The sequence below is a fragment of the Gilvimarinus sp. 2_MG-2023 genome (assembly GCF_030547685.1).
Lineage (GTDB): Bacteria > Pseudomonadota > Gammaproteobacteria > Pseudomonadales > Cellvibrionaceae > Gilvimarinus.
Genome location: NZ_JAUOQM010000018.1, coordinates 91,281 through 112,059 on the forward strand (window position 1 = coordinate 91,281; position 20,779 = coordinate 112,059).

At 53.4% G+C, this 20,779-nt stretch carries 23 protein-coding genes and 4 tRNA genes; 15 read left to right on the forward strand and 12 right to left on the reverse strand.

Annotated elements, in window-relative coordinates; all coding sequences use genetic code 11:
- Positions 1 to 661, forward strand: a 661-nt coding sequence (locus Q4526_RS03240) for a general secretion pathway protein GspB (RefSeq protein ID WP_215975462.1), incomplete at its 5' end; no start/stop codon positions are given.
- Positions 662 to 677: 16 nt separating this feature from the next.
- Here Q4526_RS03240 and Q4526_RS03245 read toward each other — a convergent pair.
- Positions 678 to 1,277 carry a DapH/DapD/GlmU-related protein gene (locus Q4526_RS03245; RefSeq protein WP_215975463.1) on the reverse strand — a complete coding sequence of 200 codons (600 nt, stop codon included), beginning with the start codon at positions 1,275 to 1,277 and terminating at the stop codon, positions 678 to 680.
- A 509-nt stretch (positions 1,278 to 1,786) separates the two neighbouring features.
- Between Q4526_RS03245 and Q4526_RS03250 the strand changes: the two genes are divergently transcribed.
- Positions 1,787 to 2,461, forward strand: coding sequence for a TIGR01621 family pseudouridine synthase (locus Q4526_RS03250; protein ID WP_215975464.1), 675 nt, complete (start codon positions 1,787 to 1,789; stop codon positions 2,459 to 2,461).
- Positions 2,458 to 3,939, forward strand: a complete 1,482-nt coding sequence (locus Q4526_RS03255; protein ID WP_215975465.1) for an alpha/beta fold hydrolase — start codon at positions 2,458 to 2,460, stop codon at positions 3,937 to 3,939. The genes Q4526_RS03250 and Q4526_RS03255 overlap by 4 nt, the downstream gene beginning before the upstream one ends.
- Positions 3,940 to 4,040: 101 nt before the next feature.
- Here the strand turns inward: Q4526_RS03255 and Q4526_RS03260 are convergent, their stop codons facing one another.
- On the reverse strand, positions 4,041 to 4,322 hold the full coding sequence (locus Q4526_RS03260; RefSeq protein ID WP_215975466.1) for a pyrimidine/purine nucleoside phosphorylase: 282 nt from the start codon (positions 4,320 to 4,322) through the stop codon (positions 4,041 to 4,043).
- Positions 4,323 to 4,564: 242 nt separating this feature from the next.
- Here Q4526_RS03260 and Q4526_RS03265 point away from each other — a divergent pair, with 242 nt between their 5' ends.
- A complete protein-coding gene (locus Q4526_RS03265; RefSeq protein ID WP_215975467.1) occupies positions 4,565 to 5,821 on the forward strand; it encodes an alginate lyase family protein in 1,257 nt (418 codons plus the stop codon).
- A 170-nt stretch (positions 5,822 to 5,991) separates the two neighbouring features.
- Here Q4526_RS03265 and Q4526_RS03270 read toward each other — a convergent pair.
- A tRNA-Asn gene (locus Q4526_RS03270) sits at positions 5,992 to 6,067 on the reverse strand.
- Between the two features lie 203 nt (positions 6,068 to 6,270).
- On the opposite strand from Q4526_RS03270, the gene Q4526_RS03275 reads away from it, so the two are divergent.
- Positions 6,271 to 6,891 (forward strand): DNA-J related domain-containing protein, encoded by a 621-nt coding sequence (locus tag Q4526_RS03275; protein ID WP_215975468.1) that lies wholly within the window; start codon positions 6,271 to 6,273, stop codon positions 6,889 to 6,891.
- Entirely contained in the window at positions 6,885 to 7,631 is a 747-nt protein-coding gene (locus Q4526_RS03280; RefSeq protein ID WP_215975469.1) for a methyltransferase domain-containing protein, read from the forward strand. Before Q4526_RS03275 ends, Q4526_RS03280 begins: the two co-directional genes overlap by 7 nt.
- On the opposite strand, the gene Q4526_RS03285 is transcribed toward Q4526_RS03280, so the two are convergent.
- From Q4526_RS03285 to Q4526_RS03320, 8 genes are all read right to left on the reverse strand, one after another.
- A complete protein-coding gene (locus Q4526_RS03285) occupies positions 7,612 to 8,646 on the reverse strand; it encodes a class I SAM-dependent methyltransferase (RefSeq protein WP_215975470.1) in 1,035 nt (344 codons plus the stop codon). The two genes, Q4526_RS03280 and Q4526_RS03285, sit on opposite strands and share 20 nt — an antisense overlap.
- A gap of 27 nt (positions 8,647 to 8,673) precedes the next feature.
- Entirely contained in the window at positions 8,674 to 9,363 is a 690-nt protein-coding gene (locus Q4526_RS03290; protein ID WP_215975471.1) for a pseudouridine synthase, read from the reverse strand.
- Complete coding sequence (locus Q4526_RS03295) at positions 9,350 to 10,135, reverse strand: pseudouridine synthase (RefSeq protein WP_215975472.1); 786 nt, start codon at positions 10,133 to 10,135, stop codon at positions 9,350 to 9,352. Before Q4526_RS03295 ends, Q4526_RS03290 begins: the two co-directional genes overlap by 14 nt.
- Entirely contained in the window at positions 10,135 to 10,476 is a 342-nt protein-coding gene (locus Q4526_RS03300) for a hypothetical protein (protein ID WP_215975473.1), read from the reverse strand. Before Q4526_RS03300 ends, Q4526_RS03295 begins: the two co-directional genes overlap by 1 nt.
- A 55-nt stretch (positions 10,477 to 10,531) precedes the next feature.
- Positions 10,532 to 11,383: a bifunctional methylenetetrahydrofolate dehydrogenase/methenyltetrahydrofolate cyclohydrolase FolD gene (folD, locus tag Q4526_RS03305; RefSeq protein ID WP_215975474.1), complete on the reverse strand. Its 852-nt coding sequence runs from the start codon at positions 11,381 to 11,383 to the stop codon at positions 10,532 to 10,534.
- Between the two features lie 227 nt (positions 11,384 to 11,610).
- Positions 11,611 to 11,686 (reverse strand) — tRNA-His (locus Q4526_RS03310).
- 117 nt (positions 11,687 to 11,803) lie between these two features.
- Positions 11,804 to 11,880: transfer RNA gene (locus tag Q4526_RS03315), tRNA-Arg, on the reverse strand.
- Between the two features lie 17 nt (positions 11,881 to 11,897).
- Positions 11,898 to 11,974: transfer RNA gene (locus Q4526_RS03320), tRNA-Pro, on the reverse strand.
- Between the two features lie 235 nt (positions 11,975 to 12,209).
- Here Q4526_RS03320 and Q4526_RS03325 point away from each other — a divergent pair.
- The 6 genes from Q4526_RS03325 (at position 12,210) to Q4526_RS03350 (ending at position 17,012) form a co-directional block, all read left to right on the forward strand.
- Positions 12,210 to 12,710, forward strand: a complete 501-nt coding sequence (locus Q4526_RS03325; RefSeq protein ID WP_215975475.1) for a flavin reductase family protein — start codon at positions 12,210 to 12,212, stop codon at positions 12,708 to 12,710.
- A gap of 581 nt (positions 12,711 to 13,291) precedes the next feature.
- The gene (locus Q4526_RS03330) at positions 13,292 to 14,320 is read left to right on the forward strand and encodes an NAD(P)H-dependent glycerol-3-phosphate dehydrogenase (protein WP_215975476.1); all 1,029 of its coding nucleotides are present in this window, start codon (positions 13,292 to 13,294) and stop codon (positions 14,318 to 14,320) included.
- Positions 14,310 to 14,693 (forward strand): DUF4389 domain-containing protein, encoded by a 384-nt coding sequence (locus Q4526_RS03335; RefSeq protein WP_215975477.1) that lies wholly within the window; start codon positions 14,310 to 14,312, stop codon positions 14,691 to 14,693. Before Q4526_RS03330 ends, Q4526_RS03335 begins: the two co-directional genes overlap by 11 nt.
- A 5-nt stretch (positions 14,694 to 14,698) precedes the next feature.
- Positions 14,699 to 15,154 (forward strand): phosphohistidine phosphatase SixA, encoded by a 456-nt coding sequence (sixA, locus tag Q4526_RS03340; RefSeq protein WP_215975478.1) that lies wholly within the window; start codon positions 14,699 to 14,701, stop codon positions 15,152 to 15,154.
- Positions 15,155 to 15,229: 75 nt separating this feature from the next.
- The gene (locus Q4526_RS03345; RefSeq protein WP_215975479.1) at positions 15,230 to 16,084 is read left to right on the forward strand and encodes an alpha/beta fold hydrolase; all 855 of its coding nucleotides are present in this window, start codon (positions 15,230 to 15,232) and stop codon (positions 16,082 to 16,084) included.
- Positions 16,068 to 17,012, forward strand: coding sequence for a DUF4892 domain-containing protein (locus Q4526_RS03350; protein WP_215975480.1), 945 nt, complete (start codon positions 16,068 to 16,070; stop codon positions 17,010 to 17,012). Before Q4526_RS03345 ends, Q4526_RS03350 begins: the two co-directional genes overlap by 17 nt.
- Positions 17,013 to 17,032: 20 nt before the next feature.
- On the opposite strand, the gene folE is transcribed toward Q4526_RS03350, so the two are convergent.
- Entirely contained in the window at positions 17,033 to 17,572 is a 540-nt protein-coding gene (gene folE, locus Q4526_RS03355) for a GTP cyclohydrolase I FolE (protein WP_215975481.1), read from the reverse strand.
- Positions 17,573 to 17,778: 206 nt separating this feature from the next.
- Here folE and prmB point away from each other — a divergent pair, with 206 nt between their 5' ends.
- From prmB to Q4526_RS03370, 3 genes are all read left to right on the forward strand, one after another.
- Positions 17,779 to 18,681, forward strand: coding sequence for a 50S ribosomal protein L3 N(5)-glutamine methyltransferase (gene prmB / locus Q4526_RS03360; RefSeq protein WP_215975482.1), 903 nt, complete (start codon positions 17,779 to 17,781; stop codon positions 18,679 to 18,681).
- Between the two features lie 65 nt (positions 18,682 to 18,746).
- Entirely contained in the window at positions 18,747 to 19,844 is a 1,098-nt protein-coding gene (gene aroC, locus Q4526_RS03365; protein WP_215975483.1) for a chorismate synthase, read from the forward strand.
- Positions 19,845 to 19,851: 7 nt separating this feature from the next.
- Entirely contained in the window at positions 19,852 to 20,628 is a 777-nt protein-coding gene (locus Q4526_RS03370; RefSeq protein ID WP_215975484.1) for an amidohydrolase, read from the forward strand.
- The last annotated feature ends 151 nt before the right edge of the window (positions 20,629 to 20,779 follow it).

Here is a 20,779-nt window from a genome sequence, read left to right on the forward strand (position 1 = left end):
GCTAGAGCCCGCAACAGCAAAAGCGCCGCAGCCGGCCCAGCCCAGTCAGCCGTTAACGGCGGCTGAACACTCAGAAACAAGCGCAGCGGCGAGCGCTGTCGATTCAGCCAAGAGTTCAGGGGCAAATACAGCGGCAGAATTTGACGATAGTCGGCAGGTTTCAACCTCTGCGGATGGCGGCGTCAGTATGATTGGCAAGGCCTATAGCGACGCGGCCCCAGCGCTTGAGCGGGTGACTGATACCCCGGAGCCCGAGTCTCCCAACCCGCCGACCACCGCGCCTGCATCAGAAGATGCCGAAGTGTTGGCACTTTATCAAAGGGCTGCAGAACCGCAGGGGACCAGTAGCCAAAAAGATAGCGCCGGGCAAAGTAATAAGACGACTCAAACAAGCGAGCCACCCAGCCCCTACGCCGAGCTCGGTGGGGTCAGGTCACTGCCTTTAGCTGCGCAAAATGCCGTACCCACCTTAATGTACGCCACGCACAGCTACGACCCGGCAGGGGATAGTTCGGTGGTGATTAATGGCCGAATCCGGCGCGCGGGCGATACTCTGACTGCGGGCATAGAGTTGGAGAGTATTGAGGCCGAGGGCATTATTGTGCGCATGGGCGAGCACCGCTTTACCCTGAAAGCGCTGTCGAGCTGGGTCAATATGTAGCGACCGACCTTGGAGGTTATGCTTCGCGTTGGTCAATGGGGCGGGCGGGGTTACCGGCCACAATGGTATAAGGTGCCACGTCGCGCGTGACGACACAGCTCATGCCGGCCACCGCGCCTTCATGCAGGGTGACACCATCGGTGACCCCGCAGTGGCTGCCCAGCCAGACATCCCGCTCTAACCGAATACCCTGCGAGGTGACCGGCTGTTCGCAAATAGGACGCCCCGCTGCCAGTCCGTGATTAAAAGCGTACAGATGGCTGTAGGCGGCCAGGCGGCAGTGGTCGGCAATATCGATCCCCGCGCTGCCGCCATCTAAGGTGGCGTGATGATTGATTGAGACATGGCTGCCAATGCGAATGGGCCCGTGCAGGGTCGCATCGCCGGCAATATAGCTGTTGTCGCCAATAATAATATCGCGGCCGGGCTCGGCAAATATTTGTGCGCTCGGGGCGATAAACACATTTTTGCCGATGGTCACTGTCTCGAGCGCCATCAGTGTTTGCTGAATGTCCTCTTGCCAGGGACGCGCCCAAGTTAAGTGTTTGGGTTTTAAGCGGTAGTAGAGCCAGGGCATAGCGCTCAGGCGTTTTTTATGCTGTTCGGTATAATCCATAAAACATCGGTGCGGTAGAGGCAAACGCGTATTGTACGCCACTGTTAATCGGGCGTGTGATCGGGCGTGTTGAACTGACTGAGTGCGGCGGCGCGGCTCGCAATGAGACAATCATTATTGATGCAGGAAAATGAAAGGTGCCCGCCGCCGAGCGCAGTTTGATTGAGCAGATTCACCGTGTCACGCGGAACAAGGGCGTGTGTTGAAGCTTTCGGTGGAGCATCGAGTGGACGCTCTCAGGTTGCTTGTAGGCAAGGCCGGCGCGATCCCTGTGCGCTTCTCCTAGCCTGTTGCGTTTCCCGTTGTAGTGTTCCGGTATTGTGTACACTCTCGTGCACATCTGCATTGGTGATTGCAAGCAACCCCTGGCCGGGATGATGCAAATCACCGAGGGCGCTAGCGGCGTGCGGACACCCAACTAAAGTGTAACACTTGCCTCGATTGTCACCAGTGGCTACTTAGTTTTTCTCGTACTTAACGAATATTTTGATACCAGTTAGAGTAATAAGATGTTTGACGTCATTTGGCAAAACGCAGACGCGCTGGTCGTGCATAAACACGCCGGGGTGGATTTTCATACCGATGCAGGCGCCCCCGGCTTATTTCAGCAGGTTAAGCGTCAGCTCAACCTTACCGAGCTCTACCCGGTACACCGCCTGGACAAAGTCACCTCGGGCTTGGTACTGATGGCAAAAACTCAAACAGCCAACCGCGAACTGTGCCAGCAGTTTGCCGCGGGCGAGGTGGAAAAGTTTTATTTGGCATTGAGTGCGAAAAAGCCCGCCAAAAAACAGGGGCGTGTTGTGGGCGACATGGCCCCGGCGCGGCGCAGCGCCTGGAAATTATTGCGCAGCCAAGAGAATCCCGCGCGCACAGCGTTTATTTCTCAGGCCGTATCGCCCGGGGTGCGCTTGCAACTGGTTAAGCCCAAAACCGGCAAAACTCACCAAATACGGGTGGCACTAAAAAGTGTCGGCGCGCCTATTCTGGGCGATACACTCTATGGCGGCGCCCCGGCCGATCGGGTCTACCTTCATGCCTATCAACTGGCAATAGTGCTTAAGGGGCAGCACTACCGCTGGCAATCATTGCCACAAACCGGAGAGCTTTTCCTGCAGGCGGAATTTTTGCAATGCATGCAAGCTTTGGGCTCGCTGGACGGTTTATCCTGGCCGGGTGTATGAGTTTTTGTCGCGCAGGCTGCATTCGCATTGTCGGTTTGATTGTGCTGTTAACCGGCATCGCGTGCAGCGATAACCGCACCGACGCCAATCCCCCGAATGCCGATAACTATCAACTGCACTGGCGCACTTGCGACAGCGCCCCCGAGTCTGTGCGCTGCGGCGAGCTGATACTGCCTGGCGCTTTAGATGTATTGTCGTTTCGTGTGCTGCGCTATCAAGGTGACAACAAGCAACCCGAGCCGCTTATGTATTTACAGGGTGGCCCCGGCTACCGTTTGGATTTTAGCGCGCGCGGTTTGCAAGCTTGGCTAAGTTTTGCCGAGCACGCCGGGCTTAAACGCGATTTAATTTTACTCAACCGGCGCGGCAGTAACGATCAGTGCCGCGAGTACCGGCAGGCCAGACGGCGGACGTTGTTATTAGCGCCCGAGCGTATCAACACCGGCCTCAGTGCCGATGAAGCGCTGATACAATGTTTAAATCGCAGCGATACTCTGGCTGTTACTGATTATGGTACCCGGCAAAACGCGGCGGATGTACGGGCTTTAATGCGGTTGTTGGCCGTGCCCGGTTGGCACGGCTTGGGGGTGTCTTACGGTACGCGTCTGGCTATTGAATTGGCAGGCACTGCCGGGCTGCAATCACTGGTGTTGGACTCGGTTTACCCGCCGGGGATGGGCGGTGTTTTGCAATCACCGCAGTTGCTCGGCCAAAGCCTCGACAATATGGCCGCCGCATGTCGTACCGATGCCCAGTGCCTACGTGCCTGGCAAACCCACTTTGCCGACATAAGCCTTTCCTCCGAGGCTTTTATGCACCAGCTGCGCATCAGCCTTGCGCGGCTGCAGGAAAACCCCGTAGATGTCACGGTCACGCTCGACGGCTGGTCCGAGACAGTATGGGTAACCGCGCCGCGCTTTCTTTCGGCCGCATTTAGCGCCGCTTATAACCGCCACCGCTGGCCCCGTCTGGTGGCCGCCATGGCTGCCACCGAGCACAGTGGGCGCAAAGCTCTAAGTCAGCTGATGCAATTGAATGTGGGGCCGGCAACGCCAGGCCAGAGCACGGCCGATACGGTCGCGCGCCTGGCTCATACCGCCGTGGACTGTCGCGACAATCGCCTAGGCAGTGAGCAAGAGTATCAACAGGGGCTGAGTAAAGTCGGCTGGCTTAAGCCCTATATGGCCGGCACCTGGCAGGGGCAAATTTGTCAGCACTGGCTCAATGCCATTGATCCGGTCATCTGGCCCGCGCCGAGTGCGCTTGCCAAGGTGCCTCAAGTGACACTACTTGCCGGCGAGTTTGACCCCATCACCCCGGTCAGCTGGGCCGAAATGGTCAGCCATGACTGGCCCCAGGTACAGCTGTCGGTATTCCCCGCCAGCGGCCATTCCGTGCTCAACAATAGGCCCTGCGCACTCGGGCAGTTGGAGCGGGTTTTAAATCGCGAACAAAAAACAATTGAGGTGTGCGAGTGAGGGCTTAACCTGCGTATTGCCTCAATGGCAATGTCGCAGGTTAAGGGGGTGAAGCGTTAAAGAGAGGTTAAAGTTTTTAATCGCTCACCTACGAGTCTCGTTTACTCGTAAAGGCATAAATAAGCGGTGTCTTGCGCAACTTTAACACCAAATTTTTGGTTGGCTTCTACCTCAAAGCTCTCGCCTGATGTGTAAGTAACCCACTCATCACTGCCTGGCAGTTTTACGGTCAGCGCGCCGCTGATAACACTCATATACTCTTTTTGGCTGGTGCCAAATTCGTAGTCGCCGGGGGCCATAACGCCGACGGTAGCGGGCAGTTTTTCGCCTTTAAAAGCGATGGAGGCAACGTTGCCTTCGAAGTAGTTGTTTACATCAAACATGGTTAATCCTCGCAAAATGGGACGGCAAGGCTAGCGGAATTTGACGGGTTTGGCTAGCCGGTGTCAAAAAAACGGACATATCGACCTATGCCACCGCTGCTGTCTGACTAAAATATATTCAACTCGGTGGCAGGTTTGTCAGCGCGGAATCTCTGGAGTCCTGTCGCGACGAATGCAGTACAATCTTTGCCATCAATGCGCGTTGTGGAGCGCGTTCACGCACAATTAAGGGTGTAGATTTGATGACTTTACTGATTCGTTGGTTAATCCGCTCGATAACGGGCCTAACGCTTATCGCTGTTTGTTTACCTGTATTCGCCGGCCAATCGCTTGTGTTGATGGATAAGGCCGCGCTGGATAAGGTCAAAGCTCGTGTCAATGCCGGCCAGTTAAACGACTCGCAAACTGCCGTGTACGATTATTTGTTGGCGCGGGCCGATCATATTCTGCAGCAACCAAACCCCACCGTGGTAAACAAAACTTTGCTGCCACCCACCCAAAATAAGCACGACTACTTAAGTATTTCTCGTTACTGGTGGCCGGACCCGGCCAAAGAAGACGGCTTGCCCTGGATTCGCAAGGACGGTATCACCAACCCCGACACGCAAACCGATGCCGTTGACCGGCCTCGTATCGGCCGTATGGCAACGGGGGTAAAAACACTGGCGCTGGGTTATTACCTGAGTGGCAAGGCTGAGTACGCTGATAAAGCGGCGGGTATGTTGCGCACTTGGTTTTTAGACGAAGCCACCAAAATGAATCCGCACCTAAAATTCGCGCAAAGCGTGCCGGGCAACCCTAATAGTCGCCGCTCAGGGATTTTGGATGGTCGACTTATACCTGAACAGGTGTTGGATTCTATTACGTTACTTTCAGATTCCGAGTATTGGAGCGAAAAAGACGATGCGGCCATGAATCAGTGGCTAAGAGAGTACCTGGATTGGCTGACGCAAAGTAAAGTGGGTAAGCAAGGTGCCCAGCAAACCAACAATCACGGTTCCTGGTATCGCTTTCAGGTTGCAGCTTTGGCGTATTATTTAGACGATAAAGCGCTACTGAGCGAGGCGGTAGAGGCGACTAAAGCCAGTTTAGCGAGCCAGCTGGATAAGAGCGGCGGGCAAAGTCATGAGCTAAGTCGTACGCGCAGCTTCTTTTACAGCTGTTTTAACCTAAAAGCGCTGACCTCCGTGGCCGTGGTGGCAGAGAGGGCGGGTACGCCATTTTGGGATTACACCACCTCAAACAACCGCAGCCTAGAGTTGGCACTGGATTATCTAATGCCCGCGCTGACCGACCCCGAGGCCTGGCCACACCCGACGGCCGGCATTAAACAGTCAGACATATTGGCCGCGCTCATTGAAGCGAAGCACAAATACCCCGACACTCAATATGCCACTACCTTTGATCAGGTATTACAATCGCTGACTATATCCGCTGAACACAGCAATATCCTGCAGCTGATCCTATCGCGCCACCCGGAATATTTACTGTTGGAGTGAGAAACGAGCAGTGCCCAAAGGCCACCAGGTGACTAGTGGCCTTTGTTGTTTAGCTCCGCTTGCTGGGCTCGAACTAGGTGGATTCAATTGAATCCACCAATGATTAACGGCGCGGAGCGCAATCATTGGGCATAAAAAAACCGCCCAAGATGGACGGTTTTTTTAGTGTTTGGCTCCGCTTGCTGGGCTCGAACCAGCGACCCAATGATTAACAGTCATTTGCTCTACCAACTGAGCTAAAGCGGATTGGGTGACTTCCTCTGTGGAAGTGGTGCGCATATTATAGTTCGATCCTAAGTTGGTCAACCCCCAAGGGCGAAAAAACCTAAGTTTTTTAACGCTTTGTCCGAAATCCCCACAAATTGTATTAAGTGTAATCAATTCAAAGAGATAGCATAGTGGGTATGGGGTATTAGCAGACGAGTGCGGCGCCAATGTATACTGCAAGAATGGCAACTTTATTAACCCAAAACTGCGCTCATAGGCCCAATCCGCTGCTGGAAATGCTGCGACAGTTATTGTTTGAGAGTGGGCAGCAATACACCGAGCACGCGCTGTTAAAAATTGCCGTGGCTCGTGGTCTGGTGCCTGAAAACTATGGCACCTGCCCCAAACAGCTGTTTCAGGCACATTTTGCCCTGTTTAATGGCTTGTACCGATTGCAGGAGGAGCTGGCCGGGCAGCGCTTGTTTCTTGACATCGGCTTGATGCAGGTGGATGTTCGCCCCTGGCAGGGGCCATCGGATTCAACCCAGCTGGATGGCGGGCGTGAAGGCAAGCTGCGCGATTACTACTTTGATTGGCGTCATTTCGATGAGGCGACCGTAGCCAGTGTTAACGAGTTACTGGATGATTTTTGGCAAAATCTGGGGCGTCAGCCAGTGGCGACGGCCGAACGCAGCCGGGCGCTGCACATTATGGGGCTGGCGGAGCCGGTGAGCTGGAGTGCTATCAAGCAGCGCTATCGCCGCCTGGCGATGCAACACCACCCCGATCGCGGTGGCGATGCCGATCAGCTGCAGGAGGTTCACTGGGCCATGTCGGTGTTGGAGAGAGTGCACTTGTGCTGATTTATCAATCATTGGATGAGTTTGGTCAGCGCTGTGAGGTGCGCCGGGCGGGGCAGAGTTTGCGCCTGTACACCGATGGTACCTTTCACAGCCAGTTTAACCCGGCCAGGTTGATCGAAAATAACCTTTGGGATTTGCTCTGGCTGCCGGCCTTGTTGCCAGCAGTTCCCCCGCGCCGGGTCTTGGTGTTAGGGGTGGGCGGCGGTGCGGTAATGCGCAAATTACAAAAGATATTGCCCAATGCGCTGCTGGTCGGGGTGGACATCAGTGCCGAGCACTTGCGTATCGCACGCAAAGTGTTTGGTGTTAAGGGGCGCAATGTGTTGTTACTTGAAGCGGATGCCTTGGCCTTTGTAAGGCACTATCGTGGTCCCGCGTTTGATTTGATCATTGATGATTTGTTTGCCACCAACGGTGGCGAGCCACAGAGGGTGGTGGCCATGGATTCTTCCTGGTTGGGCGCGCTCAACCCACTTTTGAGTGCGCGCGGCCAGCTTACGGTTAACTTTGCCGCTTGTGCACAGTACCGCCAGGCGTTGCCAGTGGTGACCGGGCAGGGCAGCTTTAGCGCCCTTAATGCCTGGCAGCATCGGCGCTTTGAGAACACTATTGGCAGTTTTACGCGGCAGCTTCGCCCCGCCAGTACGCGCTTGCTACTCGACTCTTTGACCGAGCGCTTAAAGGCGCTGGCTGCCGGGCCTGTGCCCTGCGAAATAACGCTTAGCGCTGGCTCAGTTTAAGTACTTTAAATTGCTTGTTGTTGGCCAGTGTTTCTATCTTGCTAAACAGCGTCTTTGCTTTGCTTTCCAGGGGAATAAACGCATTGACCACAAAGTACGCGGCACCGCCGGGTGCCAGTTTATTTTGTGCACTCGCCAAAAAGCGATCGGTTAAATCGCCGCTTAACTGAAAGCCCTGATGAAAGGGCGGGTTGCAAACAATCATGTCGAAGCGCTGTTCGATACCCGCGCCTACATCGGCGGCGATTACCTGGCTCTGGGCCAGGTGTTGGCTGTTGCGCTCGGCCGAGCACAAGGCGGCGGCGTTGTTGTCGGTCAGTACAATGCGCTCGGGTGCCTTGGCCAGCACTTTGTTCACAGTCTCCAGCGCTAAGTAACCATAACCACAGCCCAAATCTAGCAAGCTGTTTGCGGCGGGTGCCGGGTTCTGTTGGGCTAGGGTTTGAATTAAAAATTCACTGCCGGCATCGACCTTTTGCCAGCCAAACTGGCCGGGCTTGGTAAAAAAACCGGCCAGCTTAGGATGAGCGTGCAATTGTGTGTAGTCGTCTTTTGCGGGCAGGCTGTGGCTCTGTTTGCTTAGTGTGGCTGCGTAGGCCAATCCCAGTTTACGGGTAGCCTTGCTTGTGCTCAGTGTTTTTGCCGCCTGTTCTAAAAAATTTTTAGCGCCTTCGTTTTTGAGTCCGGCTATTAGCAATTGGCCGCCGATTGTTAACTTGCTGGCGGCTTGCTGTATGCAGTGCTGCACTACGGGTTTTTCTTTGGATAATCGATAGATTATTGTATCCAGTGTTTGGTCGGCGATGTGGCTAAGATCAAAGTCGTTAAAACGACAGTCGAGTTTTTGCTCGGTAAATTGTGCGGCAATATCAAAGCGGTTGGTTAGGTAGTGGTGGTTTTCGGCGGTCGGAAGTCGAGCTGCTTCTTGGTAAAAGTGTTCGTCACACAACCACAGTGTCTGGCCATGGCTCGGGGTTTGCGTTAATAACCAATCGAGTGCTGGATCGTTTTTCATAGGCGGCACGTGTTTAATGTTTGCGACTTAAATACTGTTTATTTCACGCTCGGTTAACGCGCGATATTGACCCTCTGCCAAGTCGGTGTCGAGGGTAATATCTCCGATGCTTTGCCTGTGCAGTGCGACTACATGGTTGCCGACAGCGGCAAACATGCGTTTGACCTGATGGTACTTGCCCTCGCTAATAGTGAGCAAGGCGAGTGATGACTCTAGTCGTGTAATGTCGGCCGCACGGCAAACTTTACTCTCACCTTTTAGTTGTACCCCCGCTGCAAGTTCTGCCAATTGTGCGTCGCTGATTGGTTCGCTGGTGGTGACTCGGTAGGTTTTGTTTTTACCTACCTTGGGTGAGGTGGCGCGGTGGTTCCACTGGCCGTCATCGGTAATTAATACCAGTCCGGTGGTGTCGACATCCAGCCGTCCGGCAATTTGCAGCCCGTCTTGTTTTTCGTCGCTTAATAAGTCCAGTGCTGTGGGGTAGCTGCTGTCTTGATTAGCGCACACCACGCCTTGTGGCTTGTGCAGTATAAAGTAGCGCGGGCCGCTCAGCTGTAAGTGCTGACCGTCTAAGGTGATATGTTGCTGCTCGTTGACAAGAGTGCCGCCGTTTTTTACCGGCTGATTGTCAATGCAGATAATACCCTGGTGCAGGGCGCGTTTAACTTCTTTGCGTGACAGCCCAGAGCTGTGGGCGATAAATTTATCCAGTCGCATGATCGGGTAACCATTGTGGGGGTAGGGCGTTGCACCAGCCAAAACGCCTCACCAGTTCGGCAAAACAGTCAGTGAGCGGGGCGTCGACACACACGGTGTGCCCGCCATTGGGGTGCGCAAACTGTAATTGGGTGGCAGCTAATAAAAGGCGCGGGGCCTGTAAGTGCTCGGCAAAGTAGCGATTGTGTATGCCTTTACCGTGTTTGGCGTCGCCGATGATTGGGTGGCTAATGTGTTTTAAGTGGCGGCGAATTTGATGCTTGCGCCCGGTTTTTGGTTGGCACTGCACCAGTGAGTAGCGACTGGTGGGGTAGCGCTCCACAGCGGCACCCAATTCAAAGCAGGCCAAGCGCTTTACTTCGGTTTGAGCCGCTTGAACCGGGCAGCTGGACTTGTCGGCGTCGCCGTAGCGATCGGGTTCGTAGCGCAAGGGATGGTCGATTAAAACCTGCTCGGGGGCATAGCCACGTACCACGGCAACATAACATTTTTGCGCCCGATGCCAGTGCTGGCTGACTTGCCGTGCGGTATCCGAGTCGAGGGCAAACAGCAAAACCCCGGAAGTAGGTTTATCCAGCCTGTGCACTGGGTAAACCCGCTGGCCGATTTGATCGCGCAATTGTTGAATGGCAAAACGGGTTTCGTGTTTATCGATCGGGCTGCGGTGTACTAATAAACCGCTGGGCTTGTTAATGGCCACCAGAGTATCGTCGCGATAAAGAATGGGTAAAGGTGCGAGTTCTGTAGAGGGGGCAGGTGCAACTGATGCCATTAAAAGCGGCCAAATTCGGGCAGATTGTTGGGGCGGTTGTCACTGTGGCAGGTAAAACCCAAAGCCTCGTGTTCGCGGATGAGTTTTTGCGCTTTATTCTCGCAAAATCCTGTTTGGTTGTTGGCCCGCCAAAGTACCAGACCCGGTTCATCGTTTTTTTGGTAGCGCACTTCGCAGGGCACTGTTTGTTCGGGTACCAAATAGGCGACTTCGATAAGCCGAGTGGTCTCTCCCAGCTGGCAGGTGTAGTCGTAATTCGGTTGCGCTGTACTCACGCCGGGCAGTATTAAAAGAGCCCATAGCCAAAAGCGGGCTAAAGAAAGGTGGCAGGCGGGGGGCATAGGGTCTTCCTTTTAGGGAGTTGCAGAGGCCGAATCCGCGGCCTCTGCCCAATTTTTACTGACCGGAGATCGCTTTTTCGCCCGAGTCTACGGTTTGGTAAATAAGAGTGTTGATGGTCATGGGGCCAACACCGCCGGGCACAGGGGTGTAGGCCGCTACGCGATCGGTCAGTGGGGCCAGTTCAATATCGCCCACGCCGCCGGGGTGGTAGCCGGCATCGACGACGACCGCGCCATCTTTAATCCATTCGGCTTTAATAAACTCGGGCCGGCCAACTGCGCCCACAACAATATCGGCCTGCTTGATATGGTCGGCAAGATTTTGCGTGCGCGAGTGGCAGATGGTGACAGTCGCGTTGGCGCCGAGCATCATCATGGCCATGGGTTTACCCAAAATGGGGCTGCGACCGACCACCACAGCGTGTTTACCATTCAAATCGATTTCGTAGGCTTCCAGCAGGCGCATAATACCTTTTGGGGTAGCGCAGCCGTAGGCTTCTTCGCCCATACTCATGCGGCCAAAGCCTAAGCAGGTGACACCGTCGACGTCTTTTTCCAGAGCAATGGCATCAAAGCAGGCGCGCTCGTCAATTTGTTCGGGCACCGGGTGCTGCAGCAAAATGCCGTGGACATTGGAGTTGTTGTTGAGCTCATCAATTTTCGCCAGTAACTGCTCGGTGGTGGTGTCGCTCGACATTTCTACCTTGACCGACTCCATGCCAACGCGTGCACAGGCGTTGCCCTTCATTTTGACATAGGTGGCCGAGGCCGGATCGTCACCCACTAAAATGGTGGCAAGAATCGGGGTTTGACCGTTACTGCCAGCTTTAAGCGCCTCAACACGGGCTGAGAGTTCCTGTTCGGTTTTGGCGGCCAGAGCCTTACCATCAAGTACAAGTGCGGACATGTAGGGTAGTTACCTTTAAATGAGTGCAAATTTTAGTGGGCGCTATTTTCCCACAGCCACCGGTCAGTCGCCAAGTGATAAAGTCATAGGCTTTGCTTAATGCGTCTTGCGTTGAATGAAAATCACAAAAGTCGACGAGGTCAGCGGCAATCATAGCCTAATAAACACAAGTAATTGGTATGGTGATGTATAAGATGTTTGCTGGAGAGATATAGGGTGTATAAAAATGGGGTGGCTGACGGGGATCGAACCCGCGACCACTGGAATCACAATCCAGGGCTCTACCAACTGAGCTACAGCCACCATTGAGCGGTGTTGTCCCGGTCGGGACGTTTGCTCATGGGCGCTAGGGCTCATGGGCAATGGTTTAGGCGTTCGCTTGCAAGCCTAGCGACGTGCCTAAGCACCTAAGGGCTAAAATGGCACGCCCGGCAGGACTCGAACCTGCGGCCATCCGCTTAGAAGGCGGATGCTCTATCCAGCTGAGCTACGGGCGCATGGCTGGAACTAAAAATGGTCGGAGTGGAGGGATTCGAACCCCCGACATTCTGCTCCCAAAGCAGACGCGCTACCAGGCTGCGCTACACTCCGATATCATCTCGTGCCGTGGTGACCACGTTTCGAGAGGTGCGCATAATACCTACGACTACCCCGGTCGTCAACGAAAAATAGCCATAGAATTAAATAAATTATTGGCATTGATTGTCTGGTCGCCATTTTGTATTGACCGTGTGCAATTTGCCTGCAATACAGTCGTTTTGCCCGGTCGTGCTTGTTTCTATTGGGGCACAACGTCAAAATAGCGGCTTGTTCAATGGGAGTTATTATGCACAACACAGATATTGGCTTAGCCATGAAGCAGGGTATGCGCAGACTGGCCTCAGGGGTGAGTGTGTTATCCACCCGGGTAAATCACGATGAGCGCTTTGCGATGACGGTGTCTTCGGTTACCTCCGTGTCAGATAATCCACCGTCACTGCTGGTATGTATCAATAAGCAAGTGTCATTACAGGGACACATAGAGACGCTGGGGTGTACCTTTGCGGTCAATGTGTTGTCTCAGCAGCAGCAACAGATTTCAAATGTATGCGCAGGGTTTGAGCCGGTGCAGGATCGTTTTAGCGTCGGTAGTTGGCTGGAGGGGCCGGATTCAGTTCCCTATTTAACCGAGTCGGAGGTCGTGTTCTTTTGCCAGTCCGATAAAGTCGTGAGCTACGGCACGCATCATATCGTTATTGCTAAGATCGAAGATGTGTTGGTGAGTGAGCGCCATACCGACCCACTGGTCTACCATAATGGCGGTTACGCTAAACTAAGCCACGCTTAATCGGGCGGGCGTTAAAATGCGCCAGCTGAGGCTTTGTCAAAGCCGCTTGAGTTTTAAATCCGAAAGCTATGATGTCGGTTTGTGCGAGACCAGGCTGTTATTCCAAAGATGACATTTTTGTGTCATTCATATGCTTGATGTGTGAAAGTTTTGTGTCTACGGCGAGTTGGCGGTTAATGTTCACTAACTTTTTATGCACATCTGAGATTATTTTGTGGTGGAAATGCGACAAATCCTTAGAAAAACGTCATAAAACACTGGCAAGCTCTTGTAAGTAATTGAAAGTAAAGGTTTTATTTTATAAGGTTAAAAAATGTTCAATCTGTCGGCTGGCTAGGATTTACGGGGCTCAGATAGGGTTTCCCAAAATTAATCCACTAAGTTATCCACAGAAAGTGTGGAAAAAAAAAGCCTCTCGCTTTTGTGCAAAAAGGTTACAACTTGGTTAATTAAGTAACAGTGTCGTTTGCGAATTAACCTCATCTGATAATGGAAATAAAGGCTTCATACTGACATGCCATTATTTTATATAAATATGAGTGTTAGGGTGTAGAAACAACAATGATTAAGGTGGATAGTGAATGACCAAGCAGTTAAAGGTTGCAGTGCTGGGCGGTGGGAGTTTTGGTACGGCCATTGCCAATATCATCGCTCTTAATGGGCATGAAACCTATTTGTGGATGCGCGATGCGCAAAACGCTGAAGCTTGTCGACAGCAGCATGAAAACACCCGCTATTTACCGGGTTTTACCCTGACTGAGAGTTTACAGATAAGTTCGGATTTAGAGCATGTGATGGCTGCCACGGACTTGGTGTTTGTCTCTATTCCTAGTCATTCTTTTCGCCGTGTCTGTCAGTTAATTAAGCCGCTATTAAAACCCGATGCTGTGGTGATCAGTACCGCTAAAGGGATTGAACCGGGTACTTTTAATCTAATGAGTGATATTTTGCTGGAAGAATTGCCCGGACACGATATCGGGGTTATTTCCGGCCCCAACTTCGCCAAAGAGATTGTGGCGGGTCAGCACACGGCGACGGTGGTGGCCAGTGAGAGCAAGCGCGCCACCGAAACAGTTCAATCTACCTTGAGTTCGGCCACGTTCCGGGTCTATGCCAATGAGGACCGGGAGGGGGTAGAGCTCGCTGGGGCGCTGAAAAACATATACGCCATTATCTGCGGTATGGCCGCCGCCTTTGGGGCAGGGAAAAATACACAGGCCATGCTGCTGACCCGGTCTTTGGCTGAAATGGGGCGCTTTGCCGGGGTGATGGGGGGCAACCCAATGACCTTTCTCGGATTGGCTGGGGTGGGAGATTTGATATTAACTTGCACATCGGACTTGAGTAGGAACTATCGGGTCGGGTACTCTCTAGGCAAGGGACAACCTCTCGATGAAGTCGTGGCGGGGCTAGGCCAAGTGGCCGAAGGTGTGAATACTCTCCAGCAAGTCAAAGAAAGAGCCGATCAACTCGATGTTTATATGCCGTTAGCGTCGGGCCTCTATAGTGTATTGTTTGAGCGCCGGGCCATTGCAGATGTCGTGAATGAACTGATGTTGGGTGAACAAAGTAACGATGTGGAATTTATAGGAAATAATCATGGACAATGAAAAACTAAAATCTAATCTTTTGTCAGCTGATCATTGGATGCGTTTGGTCTTTATGATCCTTTTTTCGGTTATTTTGTATGTGGCCGGTATTGTGATGTCCATTTTGGTCATTGTGCAGTTTGTTTTTGCTCTGATTACCGGCAAAGACAATAGTAACCTCCGTCAGTTAGGGGACTCACTGTCACAATTTATTTATGCCGCTTTGCGTTTTTTGACTTACAACACCGAAGAAAAGCCATTTCCATTTGCCGATTGGCCCGAACCTGCGCCAGTGGTGGTGGAGGAAGAGGTTGGTGAGGTTAAGGTCGAGCCTGCACCTCAAGTGGAGTCAACCAGTCCTACCGAAGAGCCTGAAGACAAGACCGGCCAGTAGCTCTTATGCGTTTGTTTGTACTTCGACACGGGCAGGCAGAGCCCTACCGTGTCGATGATGCCAGCCGCACTCTAGTGCCCTCGGGCGCCGCCGATGTGCGCAGGGTAATAGAAAAACAACAACAGTGTTTAACGGATGTTCCTATCTGGTGTAGTCCTTACATCAGGGCCGGACAAACGGCTGCTATTGCGGCGAACTGTCTGGGACGCTCCTCAGAGCCCGATGCTATTGTGAATGATTTGGTGCCTGAAGCATCAGTGCCGCGCTTAATAGAGAGTCTTTACCAGTCACAATTGCCATCTCTTTTAATAGTCAGCCATCAGCCGCTGGTGGGGGATCTCCTGCAGAGGTTGTGTGCCCAGCTAGAGCCCACACCTATGCATACCGCCAGCTTGGCCTGCGTGAGTTTAGAGATTGTTGCCGCTGATTTTGGTAAGCTCAATTGGTTGGTGCACGCATAGCCTTGTTTGAACAGCTAGTGTTCGCCTTTCTCATCGCTCGTCTACACTCCTAGAAAGTTTAAAGAGGATGGTTCTATGTCGTCAGATGCTGATGCCCTTACCCTTGAGGTCGATGGCTTGCACGTGGCCGCCCAGTGTTGGGGCGAGCCCGATGCAGCGCCTGTTTTGGCGCTGCACGGTTGGCTGGATAATAGCGCCAGCTTTTGCCGTTTAGCGCCTAGGCTGCAAGGTGTTAGAGTGGTTGCCCTGGATATGGCCGGGCACGGCCAAACGGCTCATCGCCCCGGCAGTGCCCCTTATAATATCTGGGAAGATGTGGCCGAGGTGATGGCAGTGGTAGATCAGCTGGGATGGACGAGCTTCTCCTTGCTGGGCCACTCTCGCGGAGCCATTGTGTCCAGCTTAGTGGCGGCCGCATTTCCAGAGCGAATTGATAGGCTAGCGTTAATTGAAGGAATTTTCCCAGAGCCTGTGGCCTCGGTTGATGCGCCGCACCAACTGCGCAACTCCATTATCGAGTCGCGTAAGTTGGCGAATAAACCACTCAGACTTTTTTCCGACCTAGAGGCGGCGGTGAAAGCGCGCATCAATGGCATGTTTCCGCTAAGTGATCGAGCTGCCAGAGCATTAACCGAGCGAGGGGTACAGCCGGTTGATGGTGGTTATCGCTGGAGTACCGATCAGCGATTATTGGCTCCTTCATCGTTTAAATTCACCAGGGGGCAAATCGATGGGTTTATTCGTGCAATTGAGTCTCCCACCCGAGTGATTTTGGCCGAAGAAGGCATGCCCAAACTTTACCCGGGCTACAAAGAGGCAGTGCAGGGTTACTCTCATCTAGAGCTGTTTGAACTGCCGGGCGGGCATCATTTACATTTGGAAGATCAGGTGGACGACGTTGCAAAATTGGTTAATGAATTTTTCACATAAAGCGACTCGATACCGCTTAATAACCCTTGGCGGATTACTGTGTCTTTGTTTTGGTACCTATGTTCAAGCTAAAGAAATCTGGCCTGTGCCTCTGCAAGATTTCCCCGAGGCGCGGCAGGTGTTTGCATCTCATAAGCCCGCCAATGATTATGTGCTTGCGTTGGGGAATTACAAAAAAGTGGGCGGCCTGTGGCGGGTGGATGAACAGCGGTTAAGCGGTGATCTTTATCGCAAAACTTACCAGCTACCAGAAAATCACAGCGCGGAGAGCGGCTACCATTATGTGGTCGAACAATTGCAAAATCTCTCGGTACGCGAGCTGTACACCTGTCGGGCTCGCGAGTGCGGCGATTCCAACAGTTGGGCCATTAACCATTTTGAAGTCTTGCAACTGTATGGATTGGATCAGCACCAGTATTACGGCGCCTTCGAGTTAACCTCCAGCGAATTCGCCGGTATGTATGTCACGGTTTACAGTGTGCTGCGGGGCAATAAACGCGTGTATTTGCACGTTGAGTTGCTGGCGAGTGATCAGGCTAGCCGTTATCAGGCGGCGGCGAACCCTGCCACCATGGTGCGACAATTAACCCAAAAGGGCTTCACGGTTTTTGCCGGGTTGCGCACAGAGTCTGGGCAGAAGGATTACCAGCTGGCACCTAATCATGTGCAGGCTCTGGCCGAGGCACTTGGCAGCGAGCCTCACTTAGTGGTGGCCTTAGTGGGGCATAACCATGAGCGTCTGCCACTTGCCGAGCAACTGAATCGCTCGCAGCACGCGGCGCAGCTGCTGCAAACGGCGTTGCAGGCGCAGGGTGTAGCTAAAGATCGCCTGCTGGCGAAAGGCGTCGGTGGTTTGGCCCCGGCGGGCAAGGGGAGTGATCAGGTGCGACTCGAGGTGGTGTTGTTGCCTACCGAAAGTGCACCCTAAGGTGATCTAAGTCCACGCTATTAGCGCAGCAGCGATAAAAACTCGGTGCGGGTCGCTTGGTTGCTGCGAAAGCTGCCCAACATGGCCGAGGTTTTCATCGCTGAGTTTTGTTTTTCAACCCCGCGCATCATCATGCACATGTGTTTGGCTTCAATGATGACACCCACCCCTGAAGCGCCGGTAATCTCTTGGATTGATTCGGCAATTTGCAGGGTCAGTTGTTCTTGTATTTGCAGGCGCCGGGCAAACATATCCACAATGCGCGCTACCTTGGACAGGCCCAGCACATGGCCGGTCGGTATATAAGCGACATGCGCTTTACCAATAAAGGGCAGCATGTGGTGTTCGCACATAGAGTAAAGCTCTATGTCCTGCACCATAATCATTTCGTTGGAGTCCGACGGGAAAAGGGCGCCATTGACCACCTCTTCCAGCGACTGTTGATAGCCTTTGGTTAAAAACTGAAAGGCTTTGGCAGCCCGCTTGGGGGTATCGATCAGGCCGGGGCGGCTTAGATCTTCACCGATGCCTTCGATGATGTGGGCAAAGTGCTCTTGCATGAAATGAGTCCTGCTCGGGGCTGAGTCCTACCGGTTGGTCATAGTCGTTCAAAGGGTTGCCGAGTGCTAAGTATAAAAGCCCTGCAAGCATTTGTAACGGGGCGGCAACATTACGCCAACTCGACCACTAGGTAAAGCTTTTGCGCGCAATTGCCTGTTCTTGGTCTCGATAAGCGCTACAATGCGCCGATCGATAAGGAGCTTTCATGGAAAACCACACCAAATCCGATATTTTGACGGAGCTGGCCACTATTCGCGATTTTATTCGCTATGGCGCCAGCCGGTTTAATGCCGCTCAGCTGTATTTTGGCCACGGTACCGACAATGCCTGGGATGAAGCCGTGCAAATCGTTAGCTGGGCGGTACACCTGGCGGGCTTCGATAATCCGAATATTCTGGATTCTAGGCTAACCTACGCCGAAAAACGTCAGGTACTCGACGCCATAGAATTGCGTATTCAAGAGCGGATTCCCGCCGCGTATATCACCGGTAGAGCGCTGTTTTGCGGGCTGGATTTTTATGTCGACTCGCGTGTGTTGGTGCCGCGCTCACCGATCGCAGAGCTGATTGAACAATCCTTTGCGCCATGGCTAAGCCGCGAACCCGACTATATTTTGGATATGTGCACCGGCAGTGGCTGTATTGGTATTGCTTCTGCGTTGGCCTTTACCGATGCCCAGGTGGTATTAAGTGATATCAGCGAAGACGCTTTGGCTGTGGCTGAGCGCAATGTCGACCGCTACGATTTAGGCCACCGGGTGGCGCTCTACCAGTCGGATTTATTTGCCGATTTACATGAGCAGTGCTTCGACTTGATTGTCGCCAACCCTCCTTATGTTGACGCTGAAGACCTGGCCGGTATGCCGGCCGAGTATCACGCTGAGCCCGAGATTGGTCTCGGCTCGGGCGGCGATGGGCTCGATTTCACTCGTCGCCTGCTGCGCGAAGCCCCCGATTATTTAAACGACGGCGGCCTGCTGGTGGTTGAGGTGGGCAACAGCGCTGGGGCCTTGGTGGCGGCCTTCCCCGAGCTGCCCTTTACCTGGGTAGAGTTCGAGCGCGGCGGTCACGGTGTGTTTGTTTTGACCCGCGAGCAATTGACAGGGTGAGCATTTGCTCAAGAGTGCGTATAATCGCAGCCCTTTTAAAGATTCAGTATTAAGGCGTCATTTTTATGTCCGGCAACAGTTTTGGCAAGCTTTTCACGGTAACCTCTTTCGGCGAGAGCCACGGTTTGGCCCTCGGCTGCATAGTCGATGGTTGCCCACCGGGACTGGCGCTGACCGAAGCCGACTTACAAGAAGATTTGGATCGCCGCCGACCGGGCCAGTCGCGCTACACCACCCAGCGCCGCGAAGCCGATCAGGTGAAAATTTTATCCGGCGTTTTTGAAGGTAAAACCACCGGCACGCCCATTGGCTTGGTGATTGAAAACACCGATCAGCGCTCCAAAGATTACTCCAATATCAAAGATCAGTTTCGCCCGGCTCACGCCGATTACACCTATATGCATAAATACGGTGTGCGCGATTATCGCGGTGGCGGTCGCTCATCAGCCCGCGAGACAGCCATGCGCGTTGCCGCTGGCGCCATTGCGAAAAAATACCTGAAAGACTTCTTTGGCGTACAGGTGCGCGGTTACCTGTCGCAACTAGGCCCTATTAAGGCCGAGACGGTTGATTGGGATCAAGTTGCCGAAAACCCATTCTTTTGCCCCGACGCCAGCAAAGTGCCAGAAATGGAAGAGTATATGCAAGCGTTGAGCAAAGAGGGGGACTCGGTTGGCGCCAAGATTACCGTGGTGGCCGAAAACGTCGCCCCGGGCTTGGGTGAGCCTATTTTCGATCGCTTGGATGCCGAGATTGCCCACGCTCTTATGAGTATTAATGCGGTTAAAGGGGTAGAGATTGGTGCAGGCTTTGACAGCGTGGCGCAAAAGGGCACTGAGCATCGCGATGAAATTCTCCCCGAGGGCTTCGCCTCCAATAACGCCGGTGGTATTTTGGGTGGTATTTCCACCGGGCAGGATATTGTGGCTCACTTGGCCCTTAAGCCGACCTCGAGCTTGCGTACTCCGGGGCGCAGTGTCGATGTACACGGCAACGAGGTCGAGGTTGTTACCAAAGGTCGGCACGACCCTTGTGTGGGGATTCGCGCCACGCCCATCGCCGAGGCGATGCTGGCCATTACCTTGCTCGACCACACCCTGCGCCAGCGCGGGCAAAATGGCGGTGTTGAGCACTCAGTGCCGGTGATTCCCAAAGGTCACTAGGGGGAATATGCAGGATTTAACGGTCGCTTTACTGCAAAACACCCTTGCCGGTAATGAGCCGGCGCTGAATCGGCAGCGTTTTGCAGACCTTATGCCGTCCTCGGGGGCGGCAGACCTTATTGTATTGCCCGAGGTATTCACCACGGGCTTCCATCCCAAAGCGCGTTTGTCGGCCGATGTGCACGGCGCGGCAACCTGTCAGTGGTTTCTTGAGCAGGCCGCCCTGCGTCGCGCCGTCGTGACGGGCTCCATCGTGATGCAAACGCCAGAGCAAGCGTTTGTAAACCGTATGCTGTGGGCTTGCCCCGAGGGAAGCCTCAGTCACTACGATAAGCGCCATCTGTTTCGTATGGCCGATGAGCACAAACGCTATCAGGCCGGTACCGAACGAGTCATAGAGACCGTGGCCGGTTGGCGTATTCTGTTGCAGGTATGCTACGACCTGAGATTCCCTGTATTTAGCCGTTCGCGCAACGACTACGATGCCATTATCTATGTGGCTAACTGGCCCGAGGCCCGGCACGAGCACTGGCGGGCGTTGTTACAAGCCCGTGCGATTGAAAACTTATCTTATGTGATTGGGGTTAATCGGGTGGGGGTTGATGCCTATGATCAGCCCTACGCTGGGGGTAGTGTCGTGTTTGGCCCCGACGGTGAGTGCCTGCTGGATGCGGGCGATCAGATCGGTTGTCATACCTATACCTTGTCTGCCGAGGCACTGGCTGCCTACCGCCAACGCTTTCCCGCCGATCTGGATTCCGATGACTTTACTCTACACCTATAATCAATAAGCTAGTCGGTATACACGTCGATTTTGCATCCAGTGGCTAAAATCGCGGTTGTTTTCTTGTGCAGTTTTGCCTTGAAGTAACAAAGTGTTACAAATCTGGGGCGGGTAAAAGTGGATTTAGGGGCGGTGAAGTTTTTATAGTAGG